We start from the raw sequence: 11,684 nt of genomic DNA, 5'->3' as shown, positions 1-11,684 counted from the left end.
AACCTCGACAAAGCGCCCACTCGATCAGTGCCTGTGGAGATTCGGAGGCGCCGTGCGACGAATCTCGGCACACTGTCGGCATGCACGCACTGCCTCAGGAGCTGGCGGGCCGGGCCTTCACCGCGGCGGCCGCCGCGGAACACGGAGTCTCCCGTGATCGTCTGACGCGATCCGACGTCGTCGCTCTCGGGTCCGGCGTGCATGCCCCGCGGGCGTTCGCTGAGCGGCTCGACGACGTCGCCCTCCTGCGTGCCAAGGCTGCGGCGCTGATCGTCGAGCAGCCGGGCGCCTGGATCTCGCACGCCAGTGCGGCCCGTCTCCACGGGCTGTGGCTGCCCCGCGCGCTGCGGGACGATCCCCGACTGCATCTCTCCCGGCCAGCCGGGCCGGACACCTGGACCCGCAGGCGCGGCGTCAGCGGCCACCGGGTGCAGGTGAGCGACGGCGACGTCGTCCGCGTCGGCGGGGTGCCGATGAGCTCGCCGGCCCGGGCCTGGCTCGACGTCGCCGGCCGGTGCAGCGAGCATCAGTTGATCATCATGGGCGACCAGCTCATCCGCACGCCCTACCTGCGCTATGAAGGGCGCTCGATCCCGTACGCCACGCTTCCGGGGCTGCGCGGGATGCTCGATGACGCCCGCGGCGTGCCGGGACGGCGGCGCTGCCTCGCCGCGTTAGAGCGGATGCGGGTCGGCGCCGACTCGGTCCAGGAGACGCGTCTGCGCCTGGCGCTGGTCGACGCCGGACTTCCCGAGCCGGCGCTGCAGGTTCCCGCGGTGCCCGGAGACCCCTTCTCCCCGCGGGCGGATCTGGGCTATCCGGAGCTGAAGATCGCGATCCAGTACGAGGGCGAGACGCACTTCACCCCGGAGCAGCATCGCGCCGACCAGCGGCGCGACAACGTCTTCTACGGCGAGGGCTGGACGGTCCTCCGGGTCAACGTCGAGGACCATCGAGACGGTTTCGCCGCGATTGTGGCCCAAGTGGCCGCGCTGCTGGCCGCCCGATGAGGGCGCCGCCGCATCGAGTGGGCGATGTGTCGAGGTTTCGGCGCCTGCCTCGGGAGAATTCCTCGACACATCGCCCACTCGATGCATGGGGAGGGTGGCCATGGCGGCGCGATACGCTCGGGCGCATGGCATCTGAGCGTGGAGCAGAGCGGGGCGGGGCGTCCGGCCCGGCGGAGGGCCCCGGCGCCTCCGAGCAGGCTGAGCAGGTCGAGCAGACTGGTCAGGTCGAGCGGGAGGTCGGCGTCGGGCCCTGGGAGGGCCCCTGGCCCGAGGGCGAGCACTACGATCCCGAGCTGCTGGCCCGCGGCGACCGGCGCAACGTGGTCGACGAGTACCGCTACTGGCGGCATGAGGCGATCGTCGCCGACCTCGACGCCCGCCGGCACACTTTCCACGTGGCCATCGAGAACTGGCAGCACGACTTCAACATCGGCACGGTCGTGCGCACCGCCAACGCCTTCCTCGCCGCGGAGGTGCACATCATCGGCCGACGGCGCTGGAACCGGCGCGGAGCAATGGTCACCGACCGGTACCAGCACATCCGCCACCACGCGACGGTGGAAGAGTTCGTCGCCTGGGCCGCCGAGTCCGGGCTGGCCGTGCTCGGCGTCGACCTCTTCCCGGACTCCTCGCCCATCGAGACCTACGCGATGCCGCGCGACTGCGTGCTGGTCTTCGGCCAGGAGGGGCCGGGGCTCAGCGAGGAGGTCCGGCGGACGGCGACGGCGACGCTGTCCATCGCGCAGTTCGGCTCCACGCGGTCGATCAACGCCGGCACCGCCGCCGGCATCGCGATGCACTCTTGGATCCGGCAGCACGCGCGGATCGGCTGAGCGCTCAGCTCAGCGAGCCCGCCCAGCGGCGCAGGAACTCCGCGCCGGCCTCGTCGTGGATCGCCCCGGACTCGGAGGTCAGCACCGGGTAGTCGGTCTGCGGCACGCCGTCGGTCGGGCGGACGTCGACGTGGCGCACCGGGTGGCCGCGCTCGTGCAGCCAGGTGGCCATCGCGTAGTCGGAGCGCGAATCGCCCATGGTGTACCAGGACTGCGGGCGGATGCCGCGGGCGGCCAGCAGCGCGACGGCCTGCTCGGCGCCGAGGTCCTTGCCGACGCGCTCATGCTCGACGTCGGTGGAGATGATCGTCGGATCGATCCGCACGTGGTCCAGGCCCTGAGACTCGAGCATCGCGGCGACGGCGGCGTCGAAGTCCGGCTGAGCGGCCAGGTAGTCCGCCGAGGCGACGTCGACGTGCTGCTCCACCGAGATCATCGAGCGCTTGGTCTCGTCGAAGAACATCAGGTCGCTGAAGCGGTCGGAGACGAGCTGCCGGACCTGCCGGGAGAGTCCGGCCGGCATCGCCAGCTCGGCGTCGACATGGACCTCGCCGAGGCCGGCGGGGGTGACCTCGCTGGAGACTGCGCCCTTCTCGCTGATCGTGTGGACCATCGCGCCGTCGGACAGCCCGGCCGCGCGCAGCGCCGGGACGACCTGCTCGGCGATGAAGGCGTCCGAGCGGCCGGTGTTGAAGATGACCGGGATGCCGGCGGCGGCCATGGCGACCAGGTCGGGCGCGATGGACTCGATCGCCACAGTGCGGGTGACCGGCGAGGCGATGGGGCCGTCGACGTCGAGCAGCAGGGCGAACGGGGGAGCGGCGGCGGTCTCGGGCTGTGCGGCAGTGCTGGTCATCGCTCCATTGTCGCCGACGACGGCGCCGGAGCCCATGGTGCGGGTCACGTCCCGTCGTCGGCCTCGCCGCAGGACTATGCCGATTTTCCCCGATCGGGCCGCGGCGTATATCCTGGTGTGGTCGCTGTGCTCGGACGGATGGTCCGGCGCGGCGGAGAAACTGGACACGGGGCCATAGCTCAGCTGGTAGAGCGCGTCGTTCGCATCGACGAGGTCAGGGGTTCGACTCCCCTTGGCTCCACTTCATACGAGAAGGGCCCGTTCCGCATCTGCGGGACGGGCCCTTCTCGTCATGCGCCGCCGGCTCAGATCATCTCCAGCTCGCGCAGCTTCGCGGAGACGTCGTCGTCGGCCGGCTCCACGTGGTGGGAGCCGTCCGGGTAGACGACCACCGGGATGTTCGTCCGCCCGGAGATGTCTCGGGCGACGTCGGCGGCCTTCGGGTCCTGCTCCAGATCGATGTACACGTAGTCGAGGCCCAGCGTGTCCAGCTGGCGCTTGGTGCGTCGGCAGTCGCCGCACCACTGGGCGCCGAACATGCGGATCGGGGAGGTCGTGCTCATCGGAGGATGTCCTTCCATGCGTGCTTCGGGCCTCTGTGCCAGCGTCCGCGACGCGCGGCGCATTCCCTCCGGCGTCGCGGAGATCACCGGGGTCCTGCTTCAGCGCGCGGCACCGCAGCTGGCCCGACGTCGGCGAGCCCGGGAGCTGGGCTGGTCTCCGCGCACTCTGGCCTGGGCGACGGCCCGGGCTCGCGGCATGACGCCGAAGCAGATCATCGACGAGCGGCTGGTGCTGGAGGCCCGCCGGCTGCTGGCGCATTCCGCGCGTCCGGTCCACCGGGTCGGCGCGGCGCTGGGCTTCGAGGACGCCAGCAACTTCACCGCCTGGTTCCGGCAGCGCACCGGGGCGCTCCCGTCCCGATCCCGCACGGATCAGCGTGTGGTGCAGGGGCAGGACGGTCTCTGCGGGGAGTGATCCACCAGCGCATGGCTCACCGATATGTTGGTACTCTCGCGCTGTGGCTGACTCGCGCACTCCGGACACCCGCACCCGCCTCCTGGAGGCCGCCGCCGGCCTGCTCGCCGCGCGCCCGGGAGAGGATCTCTCGATGCGCGCGGTCTGCGAGGCCGCCGGCGTGAAGATGCCGACGCTGCATCACTTCTTCGGCACCAAGGACGGGCTGCTCGAAGCCCTGGCCGCCCTCGGCGTCGACCGCCTCATGGCGGGCGTGCCGCCGCACGCCGACCAGGATCCGCTGCAGGGCATCCGCGAGCTCTGGGACGCCCATGTGGCCTTCGGGGTGGCCAACCCCGGCTTCTATGCGCTGATGTACGGCCAGCCGGTGCCCGGCAGCCTCGATCCCGCCGAGGACCGGCCCACCCGGGCGCTCACGGAGCTGGCCCGGCAGGCCGACCGGCAGGGGCGGCTGGTCGTCGGCGTCGAGCAGGCCGTGGCACAGGTGATGGCGGCGAGCATCGGGGTGACGCTGCGGCAGATCGTGCTGGACGCGCCCGATCCGGAGCTCTCCGCCTCCGCGCGGGAGGCGACGATCGCGGCCGTCGCCGGCGATGCGGCCGAGGTCGTCCACGGCGGCACACCGAGCGAGGCCTCCCGGCTGCTCGCCGCACTGCCGGAGGTGCCCGAGGGCTTCACCCCGGCGGAGGCGGCGCTGCTTCGCCAGTGGCTCAAGGCGCTCTGAACGGCTGGTCGGCCGGCCTGCTGACCGGCTGAACCGTCCGGCCTCGACGGTGCGGCGCTCAGCCGGCGGCGGCAGGCGGCCGTCGCGGCGAGGGGCCGCTCAGCGGCCTGACGCTCCGGTGTCCGGGGGTAGTCCCCAGCAACTGCAGCGGGCATCATGGCACCATGACTGATCCGAAACGCAAGCTATCGTCCGCTGAGATCGCTGAGGCCCAGCTTCCTGACTGGCATCTGGCCGAGGATGCCCTGGCCGCTCGGTTCAAGACCAAGAACTTCGCCGCCGGACTGGAGCTGGTGAACCGCATCGGTGCCTCCGCCGAGGATCACAATCACCACCCGGATATCACCCTCACCTATCCGGAGGTGTCCGTCACCCTCTCCAGCCACGACGTCGGCGGGATCACCCGCCGTGATATCGACCTGGCCCGGGTCATCACGGGCCACGCCGCGGACCTGGGAGCGGCCGCCCGCCCGGAGGCTTGACCGGCGCCGACTGCGCCTGAGCGCGTCCCGGGGATGGGTGACTCCGTGGCAACTGTGGGAATGGCGCCACATTCCCACACGTCCCGCGGAGCCATCACACGGAGCGATCCCGCGGTCCATCACGCGGGGAGCGTGGCGGGATGCGCTGACGCAGGCCGCGGACTCTCGGTGCCTGTCGAAGAATCTCTCCGTGGGTTGTCGAAGGGATGTCGATAATTGGCGGCCGGCTCCGTCCCCGGGGTGAGAGCGGCCGCACCGGTCGTCTCGGAACGACGGAGGAGACATCATGACCAAGTATCTGCTGCTGAAGCACTATCGCGGCGCGCCGGCGCCGGTGAACGACGTGCCCATGGACCGGTGGGAGCCGGGGGAGATCGCGGCTCACGTGCAGTTCATGGAAGATCTGGCGTCGAAGCTGCGCGCCTCCGGCGAGTTCCTCGACAGTCAGGCGCTGGCGCCGGAGGGGACCTGGGTCCGCCATGACGCTCCGGGACGCCCGCCGGTGACCGACGGGCCCTTCCCCGAGACCAAGGACCTCATCGCCGGATGGATGGCCATCGACGTCGACTCCTGGGACCGGGCGCTGGAGGTGGCCGACGAGCTGTCCTCCGCTCCCGGCGCCGGCGGGGAGCCGATCCACGAGTGGCTCGAGGTCCGCCCCTTCCTGGAGCCCGGGCACGACGCCGGAGCATGAGCCCGACGGCGCGTCCCGGGACGGTCCCGGATCAGCCCCTCGACGAGGAGCTGCTCCGGGGCCTCATCCCGTCCACGACCGGAGTCCTGGTCCGTCGCGGCGTCGACTTCGCCGTCGCCGAGGATGCCGTCCAGGAGGCGCTGCTCGCGGCCCTGCGCCGGTGGCCGGAGGACCCGCCGGAGGACCCGCAGGGCTGGCTGATCACCGCGGCCTGGCGCCGCGCCGTCGACGTCGCCCGTTCCGAGGAGGCGCGGCGACGACGCCAGGAGCGCGTCGAGGCCGAGCCTTCGCCCGGGCCGACGGCGGTGCGGGACGACACGCTGCAGATGTACCTCCTCTGCGCCCACCCGTCGCTGAGCGAGAGCGCGGCGGTGGCGCTGACTCTGCGCGCCGTCGGCGGGCTGACCACGCGGCAGATCGCCGAGGCGCATCTGGTGCCCGAGCCGACGATGGCCCAGCGCATCAGCCGGGCGAAGCGGCGGATCGCCGGGGTGTCCTTCGATCAGCCCGGCGACCTCGCCACTGTGCTGCGCGTGCTGCATCTGGTGTTCACCACCGGTCACTCCGGCGACCTCGACCTGGCCGAGGAGGCGATCCGTCTGGCCCGCCAGCTGGCCGCCGTCGTCGTCGACGAGGAGCTCGCCGGCCTGCTGGCGCTGATGCTGCTCCACCAGGCTCGGCGCCCCGCCCGATTCGCCGCCGACGGCTCCCTGGTCCCGCTGGCCGAGCAGGACCGCGACTTCTGGGATGAAGGGATGATCGCCGAGGGCGTGGGGCTGCTGCAGGCCGCGCTGGCCCGCGACCGGCTCGGCGAATATCAGGCGCAGGCCGCGATCGCGGCGCTGCACGCCGATGCGGTCACCGCCGCGGAGACCGACTGGCCGCAGATCGTGGAGTGGTACGACGAGCTGGTGCGGCTGACCGACAGTCCGCTCGCCCGACTGAATCGTGCGGTCGCCGTCGGCGAAGCCGACGGGGCCGGCGCGGGGCTCGTCGCACTGGCCGCAGTCGAGGAGTCGGTGCCGCGGCGCGTCGCCGCCGAGGCGCATCTGCGCGAGCGGACCGGCGAGCCGGAACGGGCCGCCGAGCTCTACACCGAGGCCGCCCGCCGGGCGACGCAGCTCGGCGAGCGCGACCACCTGCTGCGTCAGGCGGCCCGGCTGAATCGTCGCTCGCCTCTGGGGCCGAGTGACGCCTCGCACTAGACTGCAGCACACCTGTACGCCGCGCACCGAAGGGCCGCCATGCCGGAGCTGACATCGACCGCCGCGGAGGGGGCCGCCTCCTCCGTCCCGCCCGCCGACGCCCATGACGTCATCCGCGTCCGGGGTGCGCGGGAGAACACCCTGAAGTGCGTCGACCTCGACCTGCCCAAGCGCCGGCTGACGGTCTTCACCGGAGTCTCCGGCTCGGGGAAGTCCTCGCTGGTCTTCGGCACCGTCGCCGCGGAGTCCCGTCGGCTCATCGACGAGACCTACTCGACCTTCGTCCAGGGCTTCATGCCGACGCTGCCGCGTCCGGAGGTCGACCGGCTCGAGGGGCTGACCACGGCGATCCTGGTGGACCAGGAGCGGATGGGCGCCAATCCGCGGTCGACGCTGGGCACGGTCACCGATGCGAACGCGATGCTGCGCCAGCTCTTCAGCCGTCTCGGCGATCCGTATATCGGCGGGCCGACGGCGTTCTCCTTCAACATCCCCACCACCACTGTCGGTGGGGCCTCGGTCACCGAGTCGGGGAAGAAGAACGTCATCAAGCAGCAGGTCTATCTCGGCGGGATGTGCCCCGACTGCGAAGGCCGGGGCACCGTCTCCGACCTGGACCTGAGCCGGATCGTCGACGAGTCGGCGTCGCTGGTCGACGGCGCGATCCTGGTGCCGGGCTATAAGGCCGACGGTTGGATGGTCGCGCCGTATAAGACCCAGGTGCCCGCCGACGTGCCGATCCGGGATCTCACCGCCGAGCAGCGCGAGGATCTGCTGTATGCCGAGCCGCGCAAGGTCACGGTCGAGAACATCAACGTCACCTACGAAGGTCTGATCCCGAAGATCCGCAAGTCGATGTTCAGCCGCGACCCGGACTCGCTGCAGCCGCACATCCGACGATTCGTCGACGCCGCCGCAGTCTTCACCACCTGCCCGCGCTGCGCGGGCACCCGGCTCAACGACTCGGCCCGCTCATCGACGATCGACGGCAAGGACATCGGCGAGGTCAGCGCGATGCAGGTGACCGATCTGGCCGCCTGGGTGCGGACTGTCGACACCCCGAGCGTCGCCCCGCTGGTCGAGACGCTGCTGCATCTGCTCGACTCCTTCATCGCCATCGGGCTCGGCTATCTCTCGCTGGACCGCCCGACGGGGACGCTCTCCGGCGGCGAGGCCCAGCGCACCAAGATGGTCCGGCACCTCGGCTCGGCGCTCACCGACGTCACCTACGTCTTCGACGAACCCTCCATCGGTCTGCACCCGCACGACATCGCGCGGATGAACGAGCTGCTCGTCGACCTGCGGGACAAGGGCAACACCGTGCTGGTCGTCGAGCACAAGCCGGAGATGATCGCGATCGCCGACCACGTGGTCGACATGGGGCCGGGCGCCGGCGCCGCCGGCGGCGAGGTGGTCTTCGAGGGCGACGTCGAGGGCCTGCGCGCCGCCGCGACCCGCACCGGGGAGGCGCTGTCCTATAAGGCGGCGCTGAAGGAATCGACGCGCGAGCGCTCAGGGGTGTTCGAGGTGCGCGGCGCTGACACCCACAATCTGGACGCCGTCGACGTCGACATCCCGCTGGGTGTGCTGACTGCTGTCACCGGCGTCGCCGGCTCGGGCAAGAGCTCGCTGATCGGCGGGCACGTCGCCGGCGAGGATGTCATCACCGTCGACCAGGCGCCGATCAAGGGCTCACGGCGCAGCAACCCGGCCACCTACACGGGAGTGCTGGATCCGATCCGCAAGGCCTTCGCCAAGGCCAACGGCGTGAAGCCGGGGCTGTTCAGCGCCAACTCCGACGGCGCCTGCCCGACCTGCTCGGGCTCCGGGGTGATCGTCACCGAGTTCAGCTTCACCGACACGGTCTCCACCCCCTGCGAGGACTGCGGCGGCAAGCGGTATCAGGTCGAGGTGCTCGACCTGCGGCTGGCCGGGAAGAACATCGCCGAGGTGCTGGAGCTCTCCGTCGCCGAGGCCCTGGAGTACTTCGCCGCCGGCGAGGCCCGCACGCCGGCGGCGCTGACGATCCTCCGCCGACTCGACGACGTCGGGCTGGGGTACCTGACGCTGGGGCAGCCGCTGAACACCCTCTCGGGCGGCGAGCGGCAACGGGTCAAGCTCGCGATGAGCATGAAGTCCTCCGGCGGGATCTACGTGCTCGACGAGCCGACGGTCGGGCTGCATCTGGCCGACATCGACCAGCTGCTGGGCCTGCTGGACCGGCTCGTCGACGACGGCAAGACCGTCATCGTCATCGAGCACCACCAGGCGGTGATGGCCCACGCCGACTGGATCATCGACCTCGGCCCCGGCGCCGGGCACGACGGCGGCCGCGTGGTCTTCGAGGGCACGCCCGCCGAGCTGGTCGACGCCCGGTCGACCATCACCGGAGAGCATCTGGCCGAGTACATCGGGGCGCGAGGCGCCATCCGGCGTCATCACGAGGGAAGGAGACGAGCATGAGCATCCCGGAGCTGCGGCTGAAGCGCGTCCACGACGAGCCCTCCGACGACGACGGGCCGCGCGTGCTGGTCGACCGGCTCTGGCCGCGCGGAGTGTCCAAGGAGCGTGCCGCCGTCGGCCTCTGGCCGAAGGACGTCGCGCCCAGTCCCGAGCTGCGGCGCTGGTGGCACCACGACCCGGAGCACTTCGAGGAGTTCGCCGCCGCCTATCGCGCCGAGCTCGACCACGGCGCCGCGGCCGAGGCCCTGGCCGAGCTGCGTGAGCAGCTCGACGGCGAGCCGGTCGCCACGCTGGTCTTCGCGGCGAAGGACCGCGAGATCAACCATGCGGTGGTGCTGGCCGAGGTGCTGGCCGAGGTGCTGGCCGACGGCTGAACGTGCATCGTCCCGCCGTGCGTCGTCGGGCGAGACTGTCACCCTGCGGACAGACTGTTCTCGGGAGGCGGTCTGCGGGTATGGAATGGCCGTGCCTCATCGAAGAGGCACCCGTGAACCCGCTCGAAAGGTGAAGCGACATGCCCCGCATTCCCGTGCACACTGTGGACGACGCCCCCGCCGCGGCCCAGGAGGGCCTCCAGGGGCTGAAGGAGCAGTTCGGCAAAGTGTTGAACATCCACGGCGAGATGGCGCATTCGCCGGCCCTGCTCTCCAGCTACCTCGGCATCCAGTCTGCGCTCGCCGAACACGGCAGCTTCGACGCTCGCACCCGCGAGGCGATCGCGCTCGTCGTCGGGGCGACCAACGACTGCGCCTACTGCCAGGCCGCGCACACCGGCGGCGCCCGGGCGGCTGGCTGGGACGAGGACCAGACGAAGCAGCTGCGCGCAGGGTCGCCGGTGGACACCGACGGCGGTCTGGATGCGCTGCTGGCGGTCGCGCGGCAGATGGTCTCCTCGACCGGGTACGTCGAGGAGGACGTCTGGCAGGCCGCGCTGGACGCCGGATGGAGCACCGAGGAGCTCGGCGAGCTCGTCCCGCATGTGATGGTGAACATGTTCACCAACTACTTCAATCACTACGCTCACACGGAGCTGGATCTGCCGGCCGCTCCGGAGCTCCACGGCTGAGGCGCTGTCGTCGAGTCTCGGCCCGGGTGCCGCGTCCCGCGGGACGCGGCACCCGGGCCGAGGGCCCGGTCCGCGGCGTCATCTACCGGCCGGTCACTGGTGCAGAAGCCTGCGGGAGGGAACAATCCACACCATGGAGACCAGGACCAGACCCATCAGCCGCCGTGTCGAGTTCCCCGGATCCCGCGAGGCGGTGCTCTCCGGCAAGCTCGAGCTGCCGCATGAGACGCCGCGGGCCTACGCGCTCTTCGCCCACTGCTTCACCGGCAGCAAGGACGTCGTCTCCGCCTCGCGGATCGCCCGCGCGCTGACCGACGACGGCATCGCGGTGCTGCGCTTCGACTTCACCGGCCTCGGCGACTCCGAGGGCGACTTCTCCAACACCGACTTCAGCTCCAACGTCGGCGACCTCGTCGCCGCCGCCGACCACCTGCGCGCCGAGCACGAGGCCCCGACCTTCCTCATCGGCCACTCCTTCGGCGGCGCGGCGGTCATCGCCGCCGCCCATCGCGTCCCGGAGGTCACCGCAGTGGCGACGATGGGCGCGCCGGCCGACCCGGCGCATGTGGCCGCCCGGTTCAGCAGCCGCATGGATCAGATCGAGCGCGACGGCGAGGCCGAGGTCTCGATCGGCGGGCGGCCCTTCCGCATCCGGCAGGAGTTCCTGGACGACATCGCCGAGCAGCCGCAGGCCGAGCGCATCGCCGAGCTCGGCGCCGCACTGATGGTCATGCACGCGCCGATGGACGAGATCGTCGGCGTGGACAACTCCCGGCAGATCTTCGAGACCGCCCGGCACCCGAAGTCCTTCGTCTCGCTCGACGGCGCCGACCACCTGCTCACCCGCCGCGGCGACGCCGAGTACGCCGCCGGAGTGCTCGGCGCCTGGGTCCGTCGCTACCTGCCCGCGCGTGAGGAGGAGGCCCCGGCGCTGGACGGCTCGGTCGTCGTCGCCGAGTCCGGCGTGGGCGGCTACGGGCAGGTCGTGGAGTCCGGACGCCACCGCTTCGTCGCCGACGAGCCGGCCCCGGCCGGCGACGACGGCGGTCCCTCACCCTACGATCTGCTCCTCTCCGCGCTGGGCAGCTGCACCTCGATGACGCTGCGGATGTATGCCGAGCGGCACGCGCTGCCGCTGGAGAAGGTCACCGTCGCCCTGCAGCACGACCGCGTCCACGCTGCCGACTGCGAGGACTGCGAGACGCGGACCGGGAAGGTCGACCGGATCGCCCGGCGCATCCACCTGGAGGGCGACCTCGACGACGCGCAGCGCGCGCGTCTGCTGGAGATCGCCGAGAAGTGCCCGGTGCACCGCACGCTGACCTCCGAGGTGCGCATCGAGACCGACGAAGGGTGACGACGCCCGACGCCGT

13 protein-coding genes and 1 tRNA gene are annotated in these 11,684 nt (G+C 71.4%); 12 read left to right on the top strand and 2 right to left on the bottom strand.

Annotated elements, in window-relative coordinates; all coding sequences use genetic code 11:
• The first annotated feature begins 80 nt into the window (after positions 1–80).
• Together ABD652_RS03020 and ABD652_RS03015 are read left to right on the top strand one after the other, a co-directional pair.
• Complete coding sequence (locus ABD652_RS03020) at positions 81–1,010, top strand: endonuclease domain-containing protein (protein WP_344718053.1); 930 nt, start codon at positions 81–83, stop codon at positions 1,008–1,010.
• A 125-nt stretch (positions 1,011–1,135) separates the two neighbouring features.
• Positions 1,136–1,843 (top strand): TrmH family RNA methyltransferase, encoded by a 708-nt coding sequence (locus tag ABD652_RS03015; protein WP_344718051.1) that lies wholly within the window; start codon positions 1,136–1,138, stop codon positions 1,841–1,843.
• A gap of 4 nt (positions 1,844–1,847) precedes the next feature.
• Here the strand turns inward: ABD652_RS03015 and ABD652_RS03010 are convergent, their stop codons facing one another.
• Positions 1,848–2,699: a hypothetical protein gene (locus ABD652_RS03010; RefSeq protein WP_344718049.1), complete on the bottom strand. Its 852-nt coding sequence runs from the start codon at positions 2,697–2,699 to the stop codon at positions 1,848–1,850.
• Positions 2,700–2,867: 168 nt separating this feature from the next.
• On the opposite strand from ABD652_RS03010, the gene ABD652_RS03005 reads away from it, so the two are divergent.
• A tRNA-Ala gene (locus tag ABD652_RS03005) sits at positions 2,868–2,940 on the top strand.
• A 64-nt stretch (positions 2,941–3,004) separates the two neighbouring features.
• Here the strand turns inward: ABD652_RS03005 and ABD652_RS03000 are convergent.
• Positions 3,005–3,262: a glutaredoxin domain-containing protein gene (locus ABD652_RS03000; RefSeq protein WP_344718047.1), complete on the bottom strand. Its 258-nt coding sequence runs from the start codon at positions 3,260–3,262 to the stop codon at positions 3,005–3,007.
• 16 nt (positions 3,263–3,278) lie between these two features.
• Between ABD652_RS03000 and ABD652_RS02995 the strand changes: the two genes are divergently transcribed.
• The 9 genes from ABD652_RS02995 (at position 3,279) to ABD652_RS02955 (ending at position 11,668) form a co-directional block, all read left to right on the top strand.
• Positions 3,279–3,677 carry a helix-turn-helix transcriptional regulator gene (locus ABD652_RS02995; RefSeq protein WP_344718045.1) on the top strand — a complete coding sequence of 133 codons (399 nt, stop codon included), beginning with the start codon at positions 3,279–3,281 and terminating at the stop codon, positions 3,675–3,677.
• A 43-nt stretch (positions 3,678–3,720) separates the two neighbouring features.
• Positions 3,721–4,401 carry a TetR/AcrR family transcriptional regulator gene (locus ABD652_RS02990; protein ID WP_344718043.1) on the top strand — a complete coding sequence of 227 codons (681 nt, stop codon included), beginning with the start codon at positions 3,721–3,723 and terminating at the stop codon, positions 4,399–4,401.
• Between the two features lie 164 nt (positions 4,402–4,565).
• The gene (locus ABD652_RS02985) at positions 4,566–4,883 is read left to right on the top strand and encodes a 4a-hydroxytetrahydrobiopterin dehydratase (RefSeq protein WP_344718041.1); all 318 of its coding nucleotides are present in this window, start codon (positions 4,566–4,568) and stop codon (positions 4,881–4,883) included.
• 286 nt (positions 4,884–5,169) lie between these two features.
• The gene (locus tag ABD652_RS02980; protein WP_344718039.1) at positions 5,170–5,577 is read left to right on the top strand and encodes a YciI family protein; all 408 of its coding nucleotides are present in this window, start codon (positions 5,170–5,172) and stop codon (positions 5,575–5,577) included.
• A complete protein-coding gene (locus ABD652_RS02975) occupies positions 5,574–6,782 on the top strand; it encodes an RNA polymerase sigma factor (protein ID WP_344718037.1) in 1,209 nt (402 codons plus the stop codon). Before ABD652_RS02980 ends, ABD652_RS02975 begins: the two co-directional genes overlap by 4 nt.
• A 39-nt stretch (positions 6,783–6,821) precedes the next feature.
• Entirely contained in the window at positions 6,822–9,245 is a 2,424-nt protein-coding gene (locus tag ABD652_RS02970) for an ATP-binding cassette domain-containing protein (protein ID WP_344718035.1), read from the top strand.
• A complete protein-coding gene (locus ABD652_RS02965) occupies positions 9,242–9,619 on the top strand; it encodes a DUF488 domain-containing protein (protein ID WP_344718033.1) in 378 nt (125 codons plus the stop codon). Before ABD652_RS02970 ends, ABD652_RS02965 begins: the two co-directional genes overlap by 4 nt.
• 140 nt (positions 9,620–9,759) lie before the next feature.
• Positions 9,760–10,311, top strand: a complete 552-nt coding sequence (locus ABD652_RS02960) for a carboxymuconolactone decarboxylase family protein (RefSeq protein WP_344718031.1) — start codon at positions 9,760–9,762, stop codon at positions 10,309–10,311.
• Positions 10,312–10,444: 133 nt separating this feature from the next.
• Positions 10,445–11,668: a bifunctional alpha/beta hydrolase/OsmC family protein gene (locus ABD652_RS02955; protein ID WP_344718029.1), complete on the top strand. Its 1,224-nt coding sequence runs from the start codon at positions 10,445–10,447 to the stop codon at positions 11,666–11,668.
• Positions 11,669–11,684: the final 16 nt, after the last annotated feature.

Source organism: Nesterenkonia halobia (assembly GCF_039536005.1).
Classification (GTDB): Bacteria; Actinomycetota; Actinomycetes; order Actinomycetales; family Micrococcaceae; genus Nesterenkonia; species Nesterenkonia halobia.
The sequence above is the reverse complement of the archived record's forward strand: the minus strand, read 5'-3'. Positions and strand labels throughout refer to the sequence as shown.